Here is a 21,959-nt window from a genome sequence, read left to right as displayed (position 1 = left end):
GTCGCCGAATTAGTGCGCCGAGCGCCTCTCTATAAGCCGATGCACCGGCGGATTATAGGCTTGCGTAGCGTCAAGCCGGCTTTGACCTATGCGGCTTGAGCGCGGCAGGACTGCGGGCCTGGGTCCGGCCAGCCGGAAAGCGGCGGCTGGTGGCGCGAATCACTGAACCGCTCAAACGGCCTCGCGCTGCTCTCCCTGCGGCAGCCAGCTACGCAGCTTGGCGCGGTCGAGGGGCTTGGCGAGAAAACCGTCGGCGCCTGCTTCATGCGCCGCCATACGATCTTCGGCGAAGGCGTTGGCGGTGAGCATGACGACGCGCAGCCGCTGGTCCTGGCCCGCATCTTCCTCGGTCGCCCGGATCTGGCGCACCACCTCGAGCCCGTCGAGCTCGGGCATGCGCACGTCGAGCAGAACGAGGTCGTAGCTCGGGGCGCGGCCGGCGATCGCCCCCTTGGCGAAGGCGAGCGCCCGGCGCCCGTCGCGCGCCCAGTCGACCTTGGCGCCGAAATGCTCGAGCGCCTTCAGGGTCAGCAGCGCATTGATCTCATTGTCTTCGGCGAGGAGCACGCGGGCCGAACCAACCGGGCTTTCGAGCTGCGCCATCACCCGCTCGGCGGCAAAGACCGGGCTTCCCCCCTGTGCGACCGGACCGGTCCAGCCCTCGATCTGCTGGAAGAGTGAGCGGCTCCGCACGGGCTTGATCAGGAAGCCGTTGAAGCCGGCGGCCGAAGGCAGGCCGAAGTCGCGTCGCTCGAAGGGCGAGAGCAGAACGATCGTCCGCGCGGCCCCAGCATTGCGGGCAGCGATCGCGAGCCGTCGCGCCGCCTCGTCACCCAGCGCGCAGTCTATGAGAACGATGTCGACGCCGCCCTCCATAGCCCGGACGGCTTCGTCCTCGCTCGCCGCGAGCGTGAGCGACGCACCGGCTTTTTCGAGCTGCGCAGCGAGGAAGGGCGCTTCGAAGGGCGACTGAGCGGCGATGAGAATGTGACGGCCGGTGAGATCGGGCCGGTCGGTCGGCTCGCTCTCGGTCGTAGCCGGGACCGTCGGCAGGTTGAGCTCGAGCTTGAAGATGGAGCCGCGCCCTACCTCGCTCTCGACGAAGATCCTGCCGCCCATGCGGTCGCTGATGCGGCGGCTAATGGCAAGCCCGAGCCCGGTGCCGCCGTGACGGCGGCTCGTCGGCTCGTCGGCCTGCTCGAACTCGCCGAAAATATCGTCGAGCCGCGCCGCGGGAATGCCGGGCCCGGTGTCCTGGACACTGAAACGCAAGGCGCCGGACGCCGTCGTCTCGACGCGAATGCCGACGCCCCCGACTTCCGTGAATTTTACTGCATTGCCGGCGAGGTTCATGAGCACCTGGCGCAGGCGATCGGCGTCGCCGAGCACCTCCGTCGGCACCTCCTCATCGATGAGGGCGGCGATTTCCACGCCCTTGCCCTGGGCACGCGGCGCGAGAAGCTCGACGACACTTTCGACGAGCAGCCGCAGGTTGAACGGCTCCTGCGCCAGTTCGAGCTTGCCGGCCTCGATCTTGGAGAAATCGAGGATCTCGTCGATCAGCGAGAGCAAGACGTCGCCCGATGTGCGGATCGCCCGCACATAGGTCGCCTGTTCGGGATCGAGCTGGGTTTCGCCCAGCAGATCGGCCATGCCGAGAATGCCGTTCAGGGGCGTCCGGATCTCGTGGCTGACGGTCGCGAGAAAGCGCGACTTGGCCTCGTTGGCCGCCTCCGCCTTGCGCCGGCCCTCTTCGAGGGCACGTTCGGCCGTCACCCGTTCGGTGACGTCGCGGCCGATGCGCTGCCATTCCCGACCGCGGGCCGTCTCGATGACGTTTTCTTCCCAGGAGATCCAGCGCAGACTGCCGTCCGCGATCTCCAGCGCCTCGTCGATCTGTTGCGTGCCCGCGGCAGTCAGGCGCGGCGGCAGCGCTTCCTTGACGGGCAGCTTGGCATGCGTGCCCTCGAGCGCTTTGCGGGAAACGCCGATGAGCTGCGCCAGAGCCTCGTTGGCATAAGTGACATAGCCATCCGCGTCGGAGCGCAGGATGAATTCGCTGCGCACCTCGGCGAGACTGCGATAACGCGCTTCGCTTGCGGTGAGCGCCTGGTTGCGCTCGAGGAGCCGCTCGCGCTCCGCCTCGGCTGCACGCAACCGATGCGTCATCAAGCGGCGGCCGCGGTAGGCCATCACGGCCAAGATCGCCACAATGACCGCCAGGCCGGCGAAAAGCCACGGTCCTTGTCCGAGAAAGACGAGCGCCTCATTGTCCATAACTGAGCCGTATTCCAGCGGGAATTCGGCGGAGTATTGCCGGCCGATGTTGATAATAGCTTGTCAGACTTGCTGAATCGCCACTTAAGATCACTCGGCCGAACTAGGCTGCGACGGGCAAACGATCGATTGCCGAGCGGTAAGATAGTGCCTCCGCCAGGTGAACATGACTCAAATATGCGTCACCGTCGAGATCGGCGAGCGTCCGTGCCAGTTTCAAAACACGGTGATAGCCTCGCGCCGTCAAACGCATGCTCTCCGCAGCCTGACGCAATAATGCGAGCCCCTGTGCGTCCGGGCGCGCCACTTCGTCGAGCAAAGCGGCCGGACAGGCGGCATTTGTCGTGACAGTTTCGAGCCCGAGCGCCGCGTAGCGGGCCCGCTGGATGTCGCGTGCTGCGGCGACGCGCCGCGCCACCTCCGCCGATCCCTCGGCCGAGGCCGGCAGGATGAGATCGGCGGCGGTGACCGCCGGCACGTCGATGAGAATGTCGATGCGATCGATGAACGGGCCCGACAGGCGCGCCTGATACTGGGCCATGCAGCGCTCGTTCGGCTGCCGGCGGCAGGCATAGCCCGGCTCCGTCGCCCGGCCGCAGCGGCACGGGTTCATCGCCGCGATAAGCTGGAAACGCGCCGGATAGGTCACCCGGTGATTGGCACGCGAGATGAGCACTTCGCCGGTTTCAAGCGGCTGGCGCAGGCCGTCCAGCACCTGCGGCTGGAATTCAGGCAATTCATCGAGGAAGAGCACGCCGTTGTGGGCCAGCGAAACCTCGCCCGGCCGTGCATGCAGGCCGCCGCCGACGAGCGCTGCCATTGAGGCGGAATGGTGCGGCGCGCGAAAAGGCCGCCGGTCCGTCAGCGCACCATCCGCCAAAAGGCCGGCAACCGAATGGATCATCGACACTTCGAGCAATTCGCGCGGGCCGAGCGGCGGCAGGATCGAGGGCAACCGCTGCGCCAGCATGGACTTGCCGGCGCCGGGCGGGCCGCTCATCAGCATGTTGTGGCCGCCGGCCGCGGCGATTTCGAGCGCGCGCTTGGCCGTTTCCTGGCCCTTGATGTCGCGCAGGTCCGGCAAGGGACCGGCCGGCTTTGCGACTGCCGGTTCCGGCCGGGCGAGCACCTGCGTGCCCTTGAAGTGATTGGCGAGCTGGATGAGCGATCGCGGCGCGATGATCGTGCTGTCGCGGCTCGCCCAGGCCGCTTCCGCACCGCAGGCCGCCGGACAGATCAGCCCCTGACCGCGGCCATTGGCGCCGATCGCCGCCGGCAGGACGCCGGAGACCGGGGTGATGGTGCCATCGAGCGCAAGCTCACCCAGCACCGTGAAGCCTTCGAGCGCGTCCTCGGGGATCGCGCCGATGGCGCCCATGATGCCGAGCGCGATGGGGAGATCGTAGTGAGAGCCTTCCTTGGGAAGATCGGCGGGCGCGAGATTGACGGTGATGCGCTTGGCCGGCAGAGCGAGCCCCGAGGCGATCAGCGCCGCCCGCACCCGCTCGCGCGATTCCGCAACCGCCTTGTCGGGCAGGCCGACGAGAGTGAAAACGACATTGCCCGGCGCGATCTGCACCTGGACGTCGACAGCTCTTGCTTCGATCCCCTCGAAGGCTACCGTCGCGACACGCGTCACCATAGCCGGTCACCCCATCCCCCACCGGGACTGTAGCGGGCCACCGCCACCCGTGCAAGAACAGGGAGTGAACGGATCAGCGCAGGTGATGACGGAGCTAAAACATGGGCAATCCTGGAGCCCGCCGGCGAGAGCGCAGCGACAACGAGAAGCCGCGATGACCGAACATCCAGCCTTCCGAGCGGACCTCCGTCACGCCTTTTTCGATCGGCTTCCCGGCAGCTGGAACGTCTACCGAACAATTGATCGCGACGCCTCCCTGGACGGGGTCGCCACCATCGCAGCTATTGCGCGCGACCGGCTGTCCTACCGCGAGGAGGGCGTTCTGCGGCTTCCCGGCGCCGCCCCCATTTCCGCCCACCGGTCCTATGTCTACGAGCGCCGGCCGAACGGCTTCGCCATCCTCTTCGACGAGGTCCCGGTCAGACCGTTCCAGGCGTTCACGCTGACCGCACGGCCCGACGGCGCGCTGTCGGCGGTCTCGCGCCACCTTTGCGGTGACGATCTCTACGAGACGACCTGCGTCGTCCAGGAGAATGCCTTCTGGCTCATCCATCGCGTCACCGGCCCGCGCAAGGCCTATGTGTCGACGACGCGTTACGCGCCTTGCGCGGCAGCCTTGAGCCGATAGAGGGCGTCCAAAGCCTCGCGCGGCGTCATCTCGTCCGGATTGACGGCGTCCAGCGCCTGGCGCAGCGGGTCGGGGCCGGCCGGTTGCAGAACCTCGGTTTGCCGGAGCGAGGCCGCAAAAAGGGGCAGATCATCGATCAGCGCCGCGACCGGCGTTTCCCGCTCGGTCTTCTCCAGCTGGTCGAGCACGGCGCGGGCGCGGGCGATGACGGCCGACGGCAGGCCCGCCAGCTTCGCCACCTGGATGCCGTAGCTGCGGTCGGCGGCACCGGGGATGACCTCGTGCAGGAAGACGACATCGCCCTGCCATTCCGTCACCCGCATGGTGGCGTTGGTGACATGCTCGAGCCGGTCGGCGAGCGCGGTGAGCTCGTGGTAATGGGTCGCGAACAGCGCACGGCAGCGGTTGACCGCTTCCAGATGCTCCACCGTCGCCCAGGCGATCGACAAGCCGTCGAAGGTCGCGGTGCCCCGCCCGATCTCGTCGAGAATGACGAGCGAGCGCGAGCCCGCCTGATTGAGGATCGCGGCCGTCTCGATCATCTCGACCATGAATGTCGAGCGGCCGCGGGCGAGGTCGTCGGCCGCGCCGACCCGCGAGAACAGCCGGTCGACGACGCCGACATGCGCCCGGCGTGCGGGCACGAAGCCGCCCATCTGCGCGAGCACCACCATTAGCGCGTTCTGGCGGAGATAGGTGGACTTGCCCGCCATATTCGGGCCGGTGACCATTGTGATGGCGCCGGCATCCTCGGCCTTGGCCGACAGGTCGCAATCATTGGCGACGAAGGTGCCGCCGCTCGCCTTGAGCGCCGCCTCGACCACCGGATGGCGCCCGCCCTCGATGCGGAAGGAGAGGGTCTCGTCCAGCTCGGGCCGGGTCCAGCCCAAATCGGCGGCGAGATCGGCCAGCGCCGCCGTCACATCGACCAAGCCGAGTGCCTCGGCGGCGCGCTTGATGGGCTCGGCCGCTGCTGTGACCTCCGCGACGAGCTCGTCGAAGACCGCCAGTTCGAGCCGAACCGCGCGGTCGGACGCCGAGGCGATCTTGACCTCGAGCTCGCCGAGCTCGACTGTCGAGAAGCGCATGGCGCCCGCCATGGTCTGGCGATGCACGAAGGTCTCGTTGTGCGGCGGCTTGAGGAGCTCTTCGCCGGCCGCCTGCGGCACCTCGACGAAATAGCCGAGCACGTTGTTGTGCTTGACCTTCAGCGTACGGCAGCCGGTCTCCGCCACGTAACGCGCCTGAAGGGCCGCGATGAAGCGGCGGGAATCGGCCTGCAGCAGCCGTGCCTCGTCGAGCGCAGCGAGGTAGCCCGCGCGCACGAAACCGCCGTCGCGCTTCATGAGCGGCAATTCGTCGGCGAGAACCGCGGAAAGGCGCGCCGCGAGCTCGGACCCGACGCCCACCAGCGCATCGGCAGCCGCAGCGAGCTCTGCCGGTCGCTGCGAGTCCGCGAAGCCGGGCTCCTCCTCCCCGTCCTGCTCTGCGAGAAGGCCGGCGACGGAGGCCACGGCGCCGAGCCCGTCGCGTAGCGCCGCCAGATCGCGCGGCCCACCGCGGCCGAGCGTCAGCCGCGCGAGCGCGCGGGCCATGTCGGGCGCCGAGCGGAGGCAGGCGCGAAGCCCCTCGCGCAGAAAGGACCGGCGAACGAGATGGTCGACCGCCTCCTGCCGCTTGAGGATCACGCCGAGGTCGGTCGAAGGCCCGGCGAGGCGTTCGGCGAGAAGACGCCCACCCGCCGACGTGACCGTCCGGTCGATGCCGGCAAGCAGGCTGCCTGCCCGCTCACCGCCGAGCGTGCGCGTCAATTCGAGATTGGCGCGGGTCGCCGCATCGATGGCGAGCGTCCCGCCAGCGGCGTCGCGCGCTGGCGGCGACAGCGGCGGACGCGAGCCGAGTTGCGTGCGCTCGACATAGCCGAGCACCATGGCGGCAGCGGCCACCTCGGTGCGGGTAAAAGCGCCGAAGGCGTCGAGCGTGGTAACGCCGAAATAATCCTTCAGCCGGCGGTCGGCGGTTGCCGCATCGAGGCCGTCACGCGGCATGGGCGTGACGGCGGCGCGCAGATCCCGCCAAAGCGCTGCGAGCGTGGGATCATCAAGGAGCGTGTCGGGCACCAGGATCTCGCGCGGCTCGAGACGCGCCAAATCGCTCGCCAGCTGGCCGGCTTCTGTTTCGGAGACGGTAAAGCGCCCGGTCGAGATATCGATGGCGGCGATGCCGTAGAGCCAGTCGCCCTCGCCCAGCCGCCGGCGCGTGACGGCGACCAAGAGGTTGGCGCGGGCGGGATCGAGCAGGCCGTCCTCGGTGATCGTCCCCGGCGTGACGAGGCGCACGACGGCGCGCCTGACCACCGATTTGCCGCCGCGCTTCTTCGCCTCGGCCGGATCTTCCGTCTGCTCGCAGACCGCGACGCGGTGCCCCGCGGCGATGAGCCGGTGAAGATAATCTTCCGCCTTCTCGACCGGCACGCCGCACATCGGAATGTCTTCGCCGAGGTGTTTGCCGCGTTTCGTCAGCACGATGCCGAGGGTGCGTGAGGCGATCTCCGCATCGTCGAAAAAGAGCTCGTAGAAGTCGCCCATACGATAGAACAGGAGACAATCGGAATGGGCGAGCTTGATCTCGGTATACTGCGCCATCATCGGCGTCATGCGTGCCTCACCCGCCGACGCGAGGTCCGGCTCGGAGATGGGCTGCGCCGCAGCGCTCGAATGGAAGGGCCCGTTCATGGTCTGGAGCCTAGCAAAGGCGCCGCCCGCTTTCACCGCAAAGGCATGGCTCTTATGCAGGAAACGGTGGAGAACCCGCCTTGAGCGCGGAGGAGAGCCTGCGTAAGGTCACGCTCCGTTGAGGAAACGCGTCAAGAAGAGGTTGGTAGGTCGTTATGGACAGCAAGAAGCGCGGCGCACGCCCCACCTTCACTGATCAGGAAGCGCTGCAGTTCCACTCCCAAGGGCGCCCGGGCAAGCTCGAGGTGATGGCGACCAAGCCCATGGCGACCCAGCGCGACCTCTCGCTGGCCTATTCGCCCGGCGTCGCCGTACCGGTGAAGGCCATCGCGGAAGACCCGAGCCTCGCCTTCGACTATACGACGCGCGGCAATCTCGTCGCGGTCATCTCCAACGGCACGGCCATTCTCGGCCTCGGCAATCTCGGCGCGCTCGCCTCCAAGCCCGTCATGGAAGGCAAGGCCGTCCTCTTCAAGCGATTCGCAGACGTCGATTCCATCGACCTCGAAGTGGACACGGAGGATGCCGACACCTTCGTCAACTGCGTGCGCTATCTCGGCCCGTCCTTCGGCGGCATCAATCTCGAGGACATCAAGGCGCCCGAATGCTTCATCATCGAGGAGAAGCTTCGGGAACTCATGGATATTCCGGTCTTCCATGACGACCAGCACGGCACGGCGATCATCGCCGCCGCAGGCCTGATCAACGCCCTCCACCTCACCAAACGCGACATCAAGACGACGAAGCTCGTCGTCAACGGCGCGGGTGCGGCCGGCATCGCCTGCATCGAGCTCCTGAAAGCCATGGGCTTTGCGCCCAACAACGTCATTCTGTGCGACACCAAGGGCGTGATCTACCGGGGCCGCACCGAGGGCATGAACCAGTGGAAATCGGCGCATGCCGCCGAGACGCCGGACCGGACGCTGGCGGATGCCATGCGCGGCGCCGATGCCATCTTCGGCCTCTCCGCGAAAGGCGCGCTCACACCGGAGATGGTGGCGAGCATGGCGCCCAATCCCATCATCTTCGCCATGGCCAATCCCGATCCGGAGATCACGCCGGAAGAAGTGGCCGCCATTCGCGACGACGCCATCATGGCGACCGGCCGGTCGGACTATCCCAATCAGGTCAACAACGTGCTCGGCTTCCCCTATATCTTCCGCGGGGCGCTCGACGTGCGAGCCACCACCATCAATATGGAGATGAAGATCGCGGCCGCCGAAGCGCTCGCCGCGCTCGCCCGCGAGGACGTGCCGGACGAGGTCGCCGCCGCCTATCAAGGCTCGCGCCCGCGCTTCGGCCGCGAATACATCATTCCCGTGCCCTTCGATCCACGGCTCATCCACGTCATCCCGCCGGCGGTCGCGGAAGCTGCCATGCGGACGGGCGTGACGCGCCGACCGATCGTCGATATGCGCGCTTACAAGGCGCAGCTCTCGGCGCGGCGCGACCCGGTCGCCGGCACCTTGAACCGCATCTTCGAGCGCGTGCGCCGGGCACCGAAGCGCGTCGTCTTCGCCGAGGGCGAGGAGGAACAGGTCATCCGCGCAGCGATCTCCTTCGTCAACCAGGGGCTCGGCACCGCCATCCTCGTCGGGCGGGAGGAGAGGGTCCGCGACAGCGCGATCGCTGCCGGCATCGAGCTCGACGGCCGCGAGGGCATCGAGATCCACAATGCGCGGCTGTCGGACCGCAACGCCCTTTATGCGCAGTTCCTCTACGAGCGGCTGCAGCGCGAAGGCTATCTGTTCCGCGACTGCCAGCGCCTCATCAACCAGGACCGCAACCATTTCGGCGCGGCCATGGTGGCGATGGGCGACGCCGATGCCATGGTCACCGGCGTGACACGCAACTATTCCATCGCGTTGGAAGACGTGCGTCGCGTCCTCGACGTCAAACCTGGCCACCGCGTCATCGGCGTCTCGATCGCACTGACGCGTGACCGCACGGTGCTCGTCGCCGACACGGCGATCACGGAAATGCCGGACGCCGAGGCGCTCGCCGATATCGCGGTGGAGGCAGCCGGGGTTGCACGCCGGCTCGGCTATGAGCCGCGGGTTGCGATGCTCGCCTTCTCCACCTTCGGCCACCCCAAGGGCGAGCGCTCGGAGCGCGTGCAGGAGGCGGTGCGCATTCTCGACAAGCGGCATTGCGACTTTGAATATGACGGCGAGATGGCAGCCGATGTCGCGCTCAATCGCGACGTGATGTCGGTCTACCCGTTCTGCCGCCTCACCGGCCCCGCCAATGTGCTGGTGATGCCGGCCTTTCACTCCGCCTCCATCTCCACGAAGATGTTGCAGGAGCTCGGCGGCTCGACGGTTATCGGGCCGCTGATCGTCGGTCTCGACAAAGCCGTGCAGATCGTGCCGCTCGGCGCCAAGGACACCGACATCGTCAATATGGCGGCGCTCGCGGCGTTCAATATCGGAGGGTGACGGGCAGTCGATGGCTCAAGTCGGCAACAGCCGACTTGAGCGGCCCGCCCCGAAGTGACCGTTAGACCTCCCGGCCGATGGCGCGGTCCACCGACAGTGCGCGGCCGCCACGCACGAGGATGGCGAAGAGGATCGCCGACCACAGGATCGATTTTTCGGATCCCGCGAAACCCTGGCCCGCCACGATCCAGTGGAAATAAACGGTCACGAGCAGGATGACGAGGGCCACCGCCGCCGCCGGCCGCGTGAGAAAGCCGAGCGTGAGCAGGATCCCGCTGAAGAACTCCCCGACCGCCAGCATCGGTGACCAGAACACGCCGGGATAAAAGCCGATGCGCTCGACCATCTCGATGGCGCCGAAAGGATTGGTGATCTTGCCGTAGCCGTGGAGGATGAGCGGAAAACCCGCCGCGATCCGCAGAATCACGTCCGCCGGATTGGCCAAGGCCGCATAGAGACCGCCGAGGGCGGGAATGAGGAGGCGCGGCTCCTCGCCCGAAGTCACATCGGTCCTGGACAGATTATCAACGGCCATCAACGGGTCTCCTTCGGCTCTCAAAGCTGAGTGACGGAATTATCGGCAGCCTTGCAAGCCGGAGCCACACCTTTGCAAGTCACAGAAGACGCTACGGACGCTCAACCCTATCAATCCTGCGTGAGGATGGTGGCTGGTGACCGTTTATGCCTGCCTGGATTTGAATGCTACTCATGTAGCTTAGGCAAGGCTAAAGGAAAAACTCACACCGAGCGCGCTTCCATCACACGACCACGGTTATGCGCTCGGCAGCGCGCGTAAGGCCGGTGTAGAGCCAGCGGCTGCGGTGTTCGCGGAAGGCATAGGCCTCATCGAACAGCACCACGTCGTCCCATTGCGAGCCCTGCGCCTTGTGGACGGTAAGAGCATAACCATACGTGAATTCGTCGGCATTGCGGCGGATGGCGAAAGGCACGTTCTCCTCCTCGCCCTCGAAGAAATCTCGCGGCACGCTGACCTCGGTGACGCGCCGGCTCGTCTCGTCGTCCGGCGTCACGTCCATCTTGACGAGCCCCTTCTGCTCGCCCTTGACCTGTTTGATGATCCAGGTGCCGCCGTTGAACAAGCCCTTGGTCTTGTTGTTCCTGAGGCAGACAAGCTTTTCGCCGGCCGCCGGCATCGCATCGCGGAAGCCGAGAAGCGCGCGCATGCGCGCGTTGTAGAGCCGCCGCGTCTTGTTGAGCCCGAGCAGCACCTGGTCGGCGCGCATGACGGTCGGCGCATCGATGTCTCGACGCGCAATGACACGGCTTTCGCCGAATTGGCCGAGACTGAGCGTGCCGCCTTCGCGCACCACCATCGACATATGGACGATCGGGTTGTCGCGCGCCTGGCGGTGCACCTCGGTCAGCATGACGTCGGGCTCGGCCTCGGTGAAGAAGCCACCGCCCTTTACGGGAGGCAACTGCGCCGGGTCACCGAGAACGAGAACGGGCACGCCGAAGGACAGGAGATCGCGGCCCAGCTCCTCGTCGACCATCGAGCATTCGTCAATGATGATGAGCGCCGCATCTGCTGCGGTGCTCTGGCGGTTGATGACGAAAGAGGGGCCTTCCTCCTTCGTGCCGCGCGAGCGGTAAATGAGGCTGTGGATCGTCGTCGCGCCTTCGCAGCCCTTGGCGCGCAGCACGGAGGCCGCCTTGCCGGTGAAGGCGCCGAAGGCGACATCGCCCTCGATGCCCTCGGCGATGTGACGGGCGAGCGTCGTCTTGCCCGTGCCGGCATAGCCGAACAGGCGAAAGATCTGGCTGTCGCGGCGCTTGAGCCAGGCGGCGACGGCCTTCATGGCATCGTCCTGCTGGGCAGACCAGCTCATCGGCGGCAAGAACCTTTATGAGAACAAGGGATCGCCCCCGTGGTGGGGGGCGCCATGCCGTCATAGAGCCCGCGGGCCTTCCGGGAAAGCCCATGCGCCAGAGCCTTTTTGTCTGCTGATGGCAAGCCTTTGATCCTTTACACTTTCTTGATCATGGCGTGATTCCGTGGAACGGATAGGTGAAGGGCCCGCGCCGCCGGGCGGCACGCCCGTCCCTGTGATTCGGCCGGCAGCTCAAGGGAGATCCGATGACGAACGCCCTCCGACGGCCTCGCTGGACCCTATCGAAAACGGCGAGGCTGATGGCTCTCGCGCTGCCGCTCCTCGCCAGCATCCTCGCTCTCACCCCTGCCCAAGCCCAGGAGAACGCCGCGCAAGAGGCGGCGGCACGCAAGGCGGCGCTCTCCAGTCTTCCTGCCGATGCCGCACGGCGGCGTTTCGGCCTCGTCGAGACGCCCTCGCCGGGCAAGGCCCATGTCTACGGCTTCTATTCGCGCGGCTGCCTGGCGGGCGGCGTGATGCTGCCGCCGGACGGGCCCACCTGGCAGGTGATGCGGCTCGCGCGCAACCGCAACTGGGGCCATCCGGCCCTCATCCGATTCATGGAAGCCTTTGCCGCCAAGGTTCCCGCCGCCACCGGCTGGCCCGGCATTCTCGTCGGCGACATGGGCCAGCCGCGTGGCGGGCCGATGCTGACCGGCCATGCCTCTCACCAGATCGGCCTCGATGCCGACATCTGGCTCCGGCCGATGCCACAGACCCGCCTGAGCGCCGGCGCCCGCGAGGAGGTGTCTTCGATGAATGTCGTGGCGAGCGACTGGAACGATGTCGACCCGCGCCGCTGGACGCCACAGCACATGGCGCTTTTAAAGACGGCAGCGTCCTTCCCTCAGGTGGAGCGCATCTTCGTCAATCCGGCGATCAAGCGCGCGCTCTGCCAGCAAGCCGGGACGGATCGCGGCTGGCTCGCCAAAATCCGCCCCATGTATGGCCACAACTACCATTTCCATGTGCGGCTCACCTGCCCGCGCGGCGAAACGGCCTGCCGCCGCCAGGCCGCGCCACCGAAAGGCGACGGCTGCGGCAAGCAACTCGACTGGTGGTTCAGCGAGGAGGCGCGCCGGCCGAAGCATTACAAACCGGCACCACCGATGATGGTGGCAGATCTGCCGGCCCAGTGCCGCGCGGTGATCGACGCCGGCGCGAGCGCCACTGCCCGGTAGGGTCACTCGCTCAGTGACGCTCGGCGGCGATGCGGTCCGTCAACGCCAAGATGATGCCCGAGCCGACCTCTGCCGGACCGGCGGGGTTGGCGAGCTATGAGATTCAGGCCGCCACGCCCGTCCCGATGGCACAGCTGACGCCCGTGCCGCCGAGCCCGCAATAGCCGGCCGGGTTCTTGGCGAGATACTGCTGGTGATAGTCCTCGGCATAATAGAAGGGCGGCGCGTCGGCGATTTCGGTGGTGATCAGCCCATAGCCGCGGATCGCCAGCGCCTGGCCGTAGGTGCGGCGCGAGGCTTCCGCCAACGCACGCTCAGCCTCGCCGGTCACATAGATCGCCGAGCGATATTGCGAACCGATATCGTTGCCCTGGCGCATGCCCTGGGTCGGATCGTGGTTCTCCCAGAAGACCTTGAGCAGATCGGCCAGATCGAGGCCTTTCTCGTAGACCACCTTGACGATTTCCGTATGACCGGTCTGCCCGGAGCAGACCTCCTCATAGGTCGGGTTAGGCGTGACGCCGCCGGCATAACCGACCGCGGTCACATAGACGCCGGGCAGCGTCCAGAACTTGCGCTCGGCGCCCCAGAAGCACCCCATGCCGAACAGGATGTCCTTGGCGCCTTCGGGATAAGGCCCGGCGAGGGGATGGCCATTGACGAAATGACGCTCGGCCGTCGGGATCGGTTCGGGGCGGCCGGGAAGGGCCTCACCGGGGCCGGGCAGATTCGTGGATTTCCGGAACAATCCCATGATGCTTCTCCTCATGCCCCCCCAACCTCTAGGGCCCCAATATGGGGATGCGCGCCGCCGGTGGCGAGGCCCGCCAACCGCGGCACCTCGGGAGCATCACCTCAAAGACGCATCATCTCAAAGGTTTGAACCGAAAGGGTTCGACAGGACGCCGGCCGAGCCAAAGCAGCGCTATGCCGACGACGGTGCCGACGATCCATGTCGGCCAGGTGAGCAGGCTGCTCGCGGCCAGCATCCGAACGGAGGCGGGCAGAGCGTCGGTGAGCCAGGGCGCCAGGCCCGGAAAAAGCGAAGGCAGCGAACCGCCGAGGGTCGCGGCGAGCGGCGTGAAGACGAACTCGCTATTGGCGATGCCGCGAGCGCCATCGATGACGAAGGCGACGAAACCGCCCGTCAGCACGATGAAACCGACGAATCGAAGGAATGCTCGCATCCGCGCAGACCGTCCCTGCTCCAGGTCGCTCGCTGGCCAAGCTGTAGCGATCCGCAGAAGAGGCCGCAAGAGGCATCCGCGACACGAGCAGAGACCGTCGCTCCAATGTCGCGGGCTTCGAACGCAGCTCGGACCATCACTTCGGACCATCACTTCGGAACGCAGTGGGATTGCGGGCGTTCTTCCATGGGCCGTTGGGGGCTCAGCGGACGGAGAACACCATGTGGACCCGGTCTTTACAGGCCGCGATGATCTTTGGCCTTTTGGCATCGAGCGCGGCAGATGCCGCCAGCTTCGAATCGAGACACCGCCGGCTGCAGCACGAGCCCGACGTCACCGGCTCGATCACCCGCGACCCGAACGGTCAGTATGGGCGCACGCCGCAGCAATGCCGGCCGCTCTGCCCCCAGGATCTCAATCCCTGCGATCCGCCCTCATACAAGGCGGCGGACGGGCGGTGCGATTGGGATTGAGGCGCCCATCGAATAAGCGGCTCCAAGCCTGCGCCTGAGCGTCACCGACGGTCACGGCCAAGCTGTTAATCTGGCCCATGGACATGTAACCTCTCAAGCTCGGTTCGGGCATAACGTCCCTTCGTCCGGACCGTCGGCTGTCGAGGTGTCCCATGCGTCTGCGGATTATTGGCTGCACCCTTCTTCTCGCTGGGCTCCTCCAGCCGGCATGGGCGCAGGAACAGCTCTTCAAGACCCTGAAGGTCGAGGCCGGCACACCGGCGCGGGTCGCCGTTCACATCAATCTCAAGCCGGATTGCACGCCGGGTCCGCTCGCCGAAATCAAGGTTCGACAGATGCCCGCCAAGGGCACGCTGCTGCTGCGGCGCGGCAAGGCCAATCTCAAACAGGGAAAATGCCAGGGCAGCACGCCGGCCCAGGCGCTCTTCTATATGGCGCGTGCCGGCTATACCGGCCCGGACAAGATCGAATACGAGGTGACCACGAATGCCGTGCACCGCGTGATCACCATCGCCATTGACGTTGGCAAGGCGACGACGACCAGCGATCGGCCCGACGAAATGGAATTATGAGGCGCTCTACGGAACGTCCGCGCTCTCGCGCCGCACGAGCATCGTCAATTTGAAATCGGGCGAGCCGGCGAGATCGAAGGTCACCTGCTCATAGCGCAGAAAGCCTTGCGTCGGGTGATTGAAGGTTCGCTCGCCGCCTTCGCGGCCGAGAACGTCATGCGCCTCCCAAAGCCGCGCAAAGTCGCGGCTTTTCTGGCGTATCTCCTCGATGAGCAGGCGAAGCGCGGGGTCGTTGAGATGGGCGCTGTAGGTCGCCCGAAATTCGGCAACGACGCGCCGCGCGCGCATCTCCCAATCGCAGATCAGCGCTCGCGCCGGCGGCGCCGTGAAGATGAAGCGCAACAGGTTCGCGGCGCCCGGCTGGTCGAGCCAACCGACGAAAAGGCGTTCCGCCTCCCCGTTCCAGCAGCGGGCATTCCAGCCGCGATCGAGAATATAAGCGGGGCAGCCGATCGACTCGACGCAGGCCACGGCCGCTGCGGGCAACGGGTCGGCCTCGCTCTCGCCGTGATCGGGGTCGCGCTTGCCGGCCAGGGCGAAAAGATAGGCGCGCTCGGCGCGGCTCAGGCGCAGCGCGCCCGCCAATCGGGCGAGCGAGGCCGGCGAGACGGAGACGTCCCGGCCCTGCTCGATCCAGCTGTACCAGGTTGCGCTCAACCCGCAGAGCTGGGCGACCTCTTCCCGGCGAAGCCCGGGCGTACGTCGCCGCGTGCCAGCTGGCAAGCCGATCGCCGCGGGCGCCAGCCGCTCGCGATGGGCGCGCAGGAATTCGCCGAGCTCACGTCGCTGCTCGGCTGTGGACACCGTGATCATGGTGGCTCTTATACCAGGATAATTCTGCCCTCTTAAACCGGTATCTGAGCAGTGATATGCCCAATTACAGCTTTCACGAGCATCAATCGGAAGAGACCAACATGTCGGATGCAAAATCACACGAGGCCTTGGTCGGCCAGCAGTTCGGATCACGCGCCAGTGCCTATCTGACGAGCGCGGTGCATGCCCAGGGTGCGGATCTCCAGACGCTGGCCGAGATGATCGACGACAAGGCCGGGGCGCGCGTGCTCGATCTCGGCTGCGGCGGGGGCCATGTCAGCTTCCATGCGGCGCGGCGGGCGGCCGAAGTCGTCGCCTATGACCTGTCGTCGGACATGCTGGAGGTGGTGGCGAATGCCGCAGCCGACCGCGGCCTGACGAATATCGTGACCCGCCAGGGGGTCGCCGAAGAACTGCCCTTCGCCGATCAGAGCTTCGACTGCGTCCTCAGCCGCTACAGCACGCATCATTGGCGCGACTTCCCGGCGGGCCTGCGCGAGATACGGCGCGTGCTGAAGTCCGGCGGCCATTTCGGCGTGGTGGACGGCATCTCGCCGGGCGTGCCTTTGTTCGACACCTACCTGCAGGGGCTGGAGCTGCTGCGCGATCCCTCGCATGTGCGCAACTATTCGATCGCCGAATGGACCGCCGCGCTCGTCGCCGCGGGGCTGAAGCCGCAGGCGGTCACGACCGACCATGTGCGGCTCGAATTCACCTCCTGGGTGGAGCGCATGCGCACCCCGAAGGTCCAGGTCGATGCCATCCGCGCGCTGCAGCAGGCCATGTCGGAGAATGTGGCGCGTTATTTCGACCTCGGCGCGGACGGCAGCTTCAATCTCGAAACGGCGCTGATCAAGGCGTCAAAGCCGGCTTGAAGCGTGCCTTTGCATCGCAGCTACGCGGCGTCGGCGATCACGCGCCAGCGCCAGAAGGTGAGATCCTCGACCTCGAATGGCTCACGCAGCACGGCGAGGCCCACGGGCGTCATGGCGCGGCGCTCCGCCACGGCCTCGGCGATCGTCTGCCTCGCGCCATAGGCGAGCGTCACGGTTTCCACCTGCCCGCCTTCGTCGCGCAGGGTCATCGTGTCGCCGGTCCAGGCGATGATCGTGAAGCGCCGGCCCGCGAAACGGTCCTCGGCCGCGTCGCGGCCGGTGGTCGTGTTCTCCAGCGCAGACTTCCAGGCCTGCCGCCAGTCGCGCAAGATATCGGCCCGCATGCCGCACGCCTCCGCCCATCAGGCGATACACATAACATGCGAGTTATTTTCATCAAATAACATAATCAAATTGTGTTTTCTGGGCTTCGACCGACCTTTCGGCAAAAGCGTCAAAGGTCAGCGCCGCCGCGCTGAGGCTGCGGCCGGCGACCGTCAAACGATAGAGCGAGCGAGCGATGGTCAGCCCATTCACCTGGACGATGCTCAGGCTGCCGAGGGCGGTCTTGTCCGCGGCTGCGGCCTTGGACACGATCGCGATGCCGAGGCCGGCTGCGGCGCAATGCATGATCGCCTCGGTGCTGCCGACTTCCATGATCTCCGCCGGCACGATGCCGTGGTCGCGCAGGGCGGCCTCCGTCACCTCGCGCGTACCCGAGCCCGGCTCCCGGATAATGTGGCGGTAGCGCGCGAGATCGGCCGGCCTCACATAGCGGGTCGCGGCGAGCGGATGCGAGGGCGCGGCGACGACGACCAGTTCATCGAGGCGCCAGGGAATGAGCGCCAGGCCGGGGATGTCGATCGGCCCCTCGATGAAGGCGAGATCGATCGCCTTGGCGATCAGGAGATTGGCGACATCGCGCGTATTGGCGCTGGTGAGACGCAGGTGGATAGCCGGATGGGCCTCGTGAAAGGCGCCGAGCAGAGGCGGCAGGATATACGTCGCGATCGTGGTACTCGCGCCGACATGCAGCCGCCCTTGCGCGAGCCCGCGCAGGCTCTGCAGCTCCGCCTCGGCGCCGCGCTCGGCGGCAAAGAGGAGATCGGCATGGCGCAGCAGGATCTCGCCTGGCTCCGTGAGCACCACCTTGCCGGTGCCACGCTCGAACAACTGCATGCCGAGCTGGCGCTCGAACTCGCGCACGCCCTTGGAGACGGCCGACTGGCTGATCAACAGCGCCTCGGCCGCCCGGGAAAAGCTCGCGTAGCGGGCGGCTGTGGCGAAGATGCGCAGCAGGTGAAGGTTGAGAGCCATGACTAAAAGTCGTGCGTCCAGGAGTTTTATGAATTTGATTCCATAGCGCAACGGGTGCATCTGAGCGAGCATGATCGCGCGTATCCTCCACCCGTCCGTATCATCCCGCTCGGCCCCCTTCTTCCGGCTGGCACCGGGTATCGCGCTCTGTGCGGCCATCAGCGCGGTCGCCTATGCCATCGAGGCCGGCGAGCGGGCATTCACCGGCCATCCCTATCTCGAGGCGCTGGTGCTTGCGATACTCCTCGGCGCGATCGTGCGCAACCTGTGGTCGCCGGGCAAGGCATGGACGCCCGGCATCGCCTTCAGCGCCAAATTCCTGCTCGAGATCGCCATCATGCTGCTCGGGGCGTCCTTGAGCGCCGCAGCGCTTGCCGGCGCCGGGCCCTATCTGCTCGCCGGCATCGTCGCCATCGTGATCGCCTCCCTCGTCATCAGTTACGGCATCAGCCGGCTTCTGGGGCTGTCCCCGACCATGTCGCTCCTCATCGCGAGCGGCAATTCGATCTGCGGCAATTCCGCCATTGCGGCTGTCGCCTCGGTGGTCCGCGCCGACGGCGACGATGTCGCCTCCTCGATTGCCTTCACGGCGATCCTCGGCGTCATCGTCATTCTCACCCTGCCTCTTGCGGTGCCGCTCCTCGGCATCAATGAGATCCAATACGGCACGCTCGCCGGGCTCACGGTCTATGCGGTGCCCCAGGTGCTTGCGGCGACCGTGCCGGTCAGCGCCTTGAGCGCGCAGGTCGGCACCATCGTGAAGCTGGTGCGTGTGCTGATGCTCGGCCCGCTCGTGATGGCCGTCGCCCTGGCCGGGCGCAGCCGCAACGCCGATGCGGCGGCACGCCTGCCGTTCTTCAAGCTTGTTCCGTGGTTCGTGATCGGCTTTGCGGTGCTCAGCATCGCCCGTTCGGTCAGGCTCGTTCCCGATGCCGTCCTGCCGATCATTCAGCATGTGTCGCTGGTGCTGACGGTGCTGTCGATGGCGGCGCTCGGCCTCGGCGTCGACCTCGGCAATCTGCGCCGCGTTGGCGGCCGCGCCACCGCCGCGGTTTGCCTGTCGATCCTCGCGCTGGCGACCATGAGCTGCGCACTCATCATGATCCTGCCGCTCTGAGAGCCAGGTCCGCTCCGGCTCCGGCCGGCGCTCTCCCCCCGACCGTTAAACTTGACCATGCGTCGGCTCGGCGGGATCGATGGTGCGCGGCTCGGTCTGACACGACTTTGACTTCGCCGTGGATCGGATCGATGTAAAACGAGCACGAAGGCGGGCGGCTGTGGGGGGAAGTACGTTCCCAGCAAGTCCTGCCATAGCCGGTGGCCAGCAGGCGGGGGCAGCGCACAGATGGCGAGTGACGACGAGCAGATCCGGGTTCGCGCCGCCTGGCTCTACTATATGGAGGGCCTGACGCAGGCCGAGATCGCCGACCGCCTCAAGATGACACGCCTGCGCGCCAACCGGCTCCTCATGGAAGCGCGGGCGAGCGGGCTCGTCAGCATCACGCTGACGTCGCGGCTCGAAAGCTGCGTGCGGCTCGAACAGGAGCTCGTCGCCACCTGCGGCCTGCGCGAGGCGGTCGTCGTGCCGACGCCTTCCGACGACGGGCTGGTGCCGGCGCTCGTCGGCCGCGCCACCGGCGAATTCATCTCACGCTTCCTGGAGGAGGAAGAGGTCAGCGGCTTCGGCGTCGGCTGGGGCGCCACGCTGCGCGAGACGATCCGCAACGTCCGGCCGGGCAGCCGGCCGGGCATGAGGGTGACCTCCATGATGGGCGGCCTCACCTACGGCATCGAGCTCAATACTTTCGAGATCGCGAGCGAGCTGGCGCGCCGCTGGAACGCCGAATGCCACTACCTGGCGGCGCCGATCTATGCCGGCACGCCGCAATCGCGCGACACCATCGTCGCCCAGGACGTGTTCGAGGAGGCTTTCGCGCGCATCCGGGCGACTGATGTCGCCGTGCTCAGCGTCGGCGACCTGACCGACCGTTCGTTGCTCGTCCGCTACGGGCTGCCACGCGACGTCAACATCGCGGAACTCGAAGCCGCCGGGGCCGTCGGCGACATCACCGGGCAGTTCGTCGACCAGTCCGGCCGCCCCATCGCGCATCCCATCAATGCGCGGGCGATCGCCCTGCCGCTCGACGAGCTCGCGAAGATCCCAACGGTCGTTCTCGCCTCCGGCGGCATCAACAAGGCGCGGATCATCGCGGCCATGCTCCGGGCGCGCATCGCGGCGGTGCTCGTCACCGACGAACAGACCGCGGCGGCGGCGCTCGACATCGTCAGGCGGCCCTGATCGCGGCGAGGAGTTCGTCGTGGATCAGGCCATTCGAGGCGATCTTTTCCAGGTCCTCGTCGCCCGCATCGTGGCCGGCGACCGTCGTCACCTGTCCCCCGGCGGCGCGGACGAGCGGAATGGCGGCGGCGTGCGACACCACATCGGCCTTGAGCGACACGAAGGCATCGAGCCGCCCGGCGGCGACGAGCGACAGTTCGAGTCCACCGGAAACGACGATACGCACGCCACGCGTGGCCTCGGCGAGGCGGCGCACGACAGCGGTCGTGCGTGCGATCTCATCGGGCGAGAAATGCGAGGTGAGCACCACCGATACGACCGCATCGGCGAGCGAGCGCGTGCCCGTCACCTGCGCCGGCACATCGTTGACGCTCGCCAATCCATCGCGGGTATAGCGCGCGAGGACGCCGGCGAGGGGCGCATGGGTGATGCCGAGGATCGTCCGCCCGTGCTCCTGATAGGCCATGGTGACGGAGAACCAGGGCAGACCACAGGCATAATTCACCGTGCCGTCGAGCGGATCGACGATCCAGCGGAAGGGACCGGCCGGCCCGCTCAAGCCGGCCTCCTCGGAGAGGATGGCGGCCTCGGGGGTCAGCGCGCGCAAGCCCGCGATGACGAGGCGCTCGGACGCGAGGTCCGCATCCGTCACCACGTCGTGCCGCTCCTTGCGCGAGACGCCGAGCGGCGTGTGCTGCATGGTGACGAGGAGATCCGCGGCGCGGCGCGCAACGGCCTCCGCCCCGGTCATCAGAGCATCAAAGTCAGGCATCCGCGTGCTGTCCGGGATAGGCGGGATCGAGCACGAAATCGCGCCGCGGGCCGAAATCGCCGATCGGCACGGAATGGCTCACGAGCCCGACACCATCGCGCCAGACATGGAGGGCAAAGCCGGGCGGCTCCAGGATGAAGCGGTTCTCCACGCCGGGGCGCAGATCGAGCGCCACCTGATGGGCTGTGCCGGGTGCGACGAACCCGAGCGTGCCGGCCCAGCGCCTGACGATCGGCCTGTGATAATGGCCGCAGACGATGCGCTCGATCTCGGGATGCCGGGCGATCAGTTCCGGCAGCTCCGGCGAGACGGTGCAGAGCATGACGTCCATGCCGTCGATGCCGGTGAGGAAGGGCGGATGGTGCATGAAGATGAGCGTCGGCCGGCCGTCGCCCTCGCCGAGCCGCGCCGCCAGCCAGGCCTCGCGTTCCGGGCAGAGGGCGCCGCCGTGCTCGCCCGCAACGAGCGTGTCGAGCCCGATGAGCCTGACCGGATAGTCCTCGACCGTATAGTGCTGGAATCCCGTGGCCGGCAGCTTTGAGCAGAGACCGCCGAGCCCGGCGGCAAAAGTCTCGCGGCGGTCGTGATTGCCGGGCACGGGGAAGACCGGCATGGGCAAATCGGCGAGCGCCTCGCGCACGAGGTCGTATTCCTCGGGAAGGCCGCAGTCGGTGAGATCGCCGGTGACGAGCACGCAGTCCGGCAGGGGATCGAGGGCGAGAAGCGCCGCGACAGCGCGGCGCATCATGGCATTGGTGTCGACGTCGCCATAGGCGGCGGTGCCGCGCGGGCGCGCATGGAAGTCGCTGAGCTGGGCGATGATCATGGGAAAACCTTCGGGAGCGCGGGATCTCCCAC

Annotated in this window: 20 protein-coding genes; 8 read left to right on the top strand and 12 right to left on the bottom strand. The window is 66.9% G+C overall.

All coding sequences use genetic code 11. The features are described 5' to 3' along the window. Positions 1-171: 171 nt before the first annotated feature. Together ACFQU1_RS04380 and ACFQU1_RS04375 are read right to left on the bottom strand one after the other, a co-directional pair. Complete coding sequence (locus ACFQU1_RS04380; protein WP_378129595.1) at positions 172-2,277, bottom strand: ATP-binding protein; 2,106 nt, start codon at positions 2,275-2,277, stop codon at positions 172-174. 103 nt (positions 2,278-2,380) lie between these two features. Continuing rightward, positions 2,381-3,919, bottom strand: a complete 1,539-nt coding sequence (locus tag ACFQU1_RS04375) for a YifB family Mg chelatase-like AAA ATPase (RefSeq protein WP_378129593.1) — start codon at positions 3,917-3,919, stop codon at positions 2,381-2,383. Between the two features lie 154 nt (positions 3,920-4,073). Between ACFQU1_RS04375 and ACFQU1_RS04370 the strand changes: the two genes are divergently transcribed. Continuing rightward, positions 4,074-4,547, top strand: a complete 474-nt coding sequence (locus tag ACFQU1_RS04370) for a DUF6314 family protein (protein WP_378129591.1) — start codon at positions 4,074-4,076, stop codon at positions 4,545-4,547. On the opposite strand, the gene mutS is transcribed toward ACFQU1_RS04370, so the two are convergent. Further along, positions 4,514-7,282, bottom strand: coding sequence for a DNA mismatch repair protein MutS (gene mutS, locus ACFQU1_RS04365; protein WP_378129589.1), 2,769 nt, complete (start codon positions 7,280-7,282; stop codon positions 4,514-4,516). The two genes, ACFQU1_RS04370 and mutS, sit on opposite strands and share 34 nt — an antisense overlap. Positions 7,283-7,437: 155 nt before the next feature. On the opposite strand from mutS, the gene ACFQU1_RS04360 reads away from it, so the two are divergent. Beyond that, on the top strand, positions 7,438-9,720 hold the full coding sequence (locus ACFQU1_RS04360) for an NADP-dependent malic enzyme (protein WP_378129587.1): 2,283 nt from the start codon (positions 7,438-7,440) through the stop codon (positions 9,718-9,720). Between the two features lie 61 nt (positions 9,721-9,781). Here ACFQU1_RS04360 and ACFQU1_RS04355 read toward each other — a convergent pair whose 3' ends face one another. Continuing rightward, positions 9,782-10,255, bottom strand: a complete 474-nt coding sequence (locus ACFQU1_RS04355) for a DoxX family protein (protein WP_378129585.1) — start codon at positions 10,253-10,255, stop codon at positions 9,782-9,784. A gap of 223 nt (positions 10,256-10,478) precedes the next feature. Next, entirely contained in the window at positions 10,479-11,570 is a 1,092-nt protein-coding gene (locus ACFQU1_RS04350) for an ATP-dependent RecD-like DNA helicase (protein WP_378129582.1), read from the bottom strand. Positions 11,571-11,872: 302 nt separating this feature from the next. On the opposite strand from ACFQU1_RS04350, the gene mepA reads away from it, so the two are divergent. Beyond that, the gene (mepA, locus tag ACFQU1_RS04345) at positions 11,873-12,793 is read left to right on the top strand and encodes a penicillin-insensitive murein endopeptidase (RefSeq protein WP_378129580.1); all 921 of its coding nucleotides are present in this window, start codon (positions 11,873-11,875) and stop codon (positions 12,791-12,793) included. 103 nt (positions 12,794-12,896) lie between these two features. Here the strand turns inward: mepA and msrA are convergent, their stop codons facing one another. Both msrA and ACFQU1_RS04335 read right to left on the bottom strand, forming a co-directional pair. Next, positions 12,897-13,547 carry a peptide-methionine (S)-S-oxide reductase MsrA gene (gene msrA, locus ACFQU1_RS04340; protein ID WP_378129578.1) on the bottom strand — a complete coding sequence of 217 codons (651 nt, stop codon included), beginning with the start codon at positions 13,545-13,547 and terminating at the stop codon, positions 12,897-12,899. Between the two features lie 112 nt (positions 13,548-13,659). After that, on the bottom strand, positions 13,660-13,980 hold the full coding sequence (locus tag ACFQU1_RS04335) for a hypothetical protein (RefSeq protein ID WP_378129576.1): 321 nt from the start codon (positions 13,978-13,980) through the stop codon (positions 13,660-13,662). Positions 13,981-14,201: 221 nt separating this feature from the next. Between ACFQU1_RS04335 and ACFQU1_RS04330 the strand changes: the two genes are divergently transcribed. After that, the gene (locus ACFQU1_RS04330) at positions 14,202-14,453 is read left to right on the top strand and encodes a hypothetical protein (RefSeq protein ID WP_378129574.1); all 252 of its coding nucleotides are present in this window, start codon (positions 14,202-14,204) and stop codon (positions 14,451-14,453) included. Positions 14,454-14,605: 152 nt separating this feature from the next. Further along, complete coding sequence (locus ACFQU1_RS04325; RefSeq protein WP_378129572.1) at positions 14,606-15,025, top strand: hypothetical protein; 420 nt, start codon at positions 14,606-14,608, stop codon at positions 15,023-15,025. A 6-nt stretch (positions 15,026-15,031) separates the two neighbouring features. Here ACFQU1_RS04325 and ACFQU1_RS04320 read toward each other — a convergent pair whose 3' ends face one another. Beyond that, positions 15,032-15,838, bottom strand: coding sequence for a helix-turn-helix transcriptional regulator (locus ACFQU1_RS04320; RefSeq protein WP_378129570.1), 807 nt, complete (start codon positions 15,836-15,838; stop codon positions 15,032-15,034). Positions 15,839-15,939: 101 nt separating this feature from the next. Between ACFQU1_RS04320 and ACFQU1_RS04315 the strand changes: the two genes are divergently transcribed. Then, positions 15,940-16,713 carry a methyltransferase domain-containing protein gene (locus ACFQU1_RS04315; protein WP_378129568.1) on the top strand — a complete coding sequence of 258 codons (774 nt, stop codon included), beginning with the start codon at positions 15,940-15,942 and terminating at the stop codon, positions 16,711-16,713. Between the two features lie 20 nt (positions 16,714-16,733). Here ACFQU1_RS04315 and ACFQU1_RS04310 read toward each other — a convergent pair whose 3' ends face one another. After that, positions 16,734-17,057 carry a hypothetical protein gene (locus tag ACFQU1_RS04310; RefSeq protein ID WP_378129566.1) on the bottom strand — a complete coding sequence of 108 codons (324 nt, stop codon included), beginning with the start codon at positions 17,055-17,057 and terminating at the stop codon, positions 16,734-16,736. Between the two features lie 52 nt (positions 17,058-17,109). Beyond that, positions 17,110-18,030, bottom strand: coding sequence for a LysR substrate-binding domain-containing protein (locus ACFQU1_RS04305; protein ID WP_378129564.1), 921 nt, complete (start codon positions 18,028-18,030; stop codon positions 17,110-17,112). A 70-nt stretch (positions 18,031-18,100) separates the two neighbouring features. Here ACFQU1_RS04305 and ACFQU1_RS04300 point away from each other — a divergent pair, with 70 nt between their 5' ends. Both ACFQU1_RS04300 and ACFQU1_RS04295 read left to right on the top strand, forming a co-directional pair. Then, complete coding sequence (locus tag ACFQU1_RS04300; protein WP_378129562.1) at positions 18,101-19,147, top strand: YeiH family protein; 1,047 nt, start codon at positions 18,101-18,103, stop codon at positions 19,145-19,147. Between the two features lie 228 nt (positions 19,148-19,375). Then, complete coding sequence (locus tag ACFQU1_RS04295) at positions 19,376-20,329, top strand: sugar-binding transcriptional regulator (protein ID WP_378129560.1); 954 nt, start codon at positions 19,376-19,378, stop codon at positions 20,327-20,329. Here the strand turns inward: ACFQU1_RS04295 and ACFQU1_RS04290 are convergent. Together ACFQU1_RS04290 and ACFQU1_RS04285 are read right to left on the bottom strand one after the other, a co-directional pair. After that, a complete protein-coding gene (locus ACFQU1_RS04290; RefSeq protein ID WP_378129558.1) occupies positions 20,316-21,101 on the bottom strand; it encodes an inositol monophosphatase family protein in 786 nt (261 codons plus the stop codon). The genes ACFQU1_RS04295 and ACFQU1_RS04290 overlap by 14 nt on opposite strands. Beyond that, positions 21,094-21,927: a phosphodiesterase gene (locus ACFQU1_RS04285; RefSeq protein WP_378129556.1), complete on the bottom strand. Its 834-nt coding sequence runs from the start codon at positions 21,925-21,927 to the stop codon at positions 21,094-21,096. Before ACFQU1_RS04285 ends, ACFQU1_RS04290 begins: the two co-directional genes overlap by 8 nt. Positions 21,928-21,959 lie beyond the last annotated feature (32 nt).

This window comes from Chelatococcus sp. GCM10030263 (assembly GCF_042666455.1).
Taxonomy (GTDB): Bacteria; Pseudomonadota; Alphaproteobacteria; order Rhizobiales; family Beijerinckiaceae; genus Chelatococcus.
The sequence above is the reverse complement of the archived record's forward strand: the minus strand, read 5'-3'. Positions and strand labels throughout refer to the sequence as shown.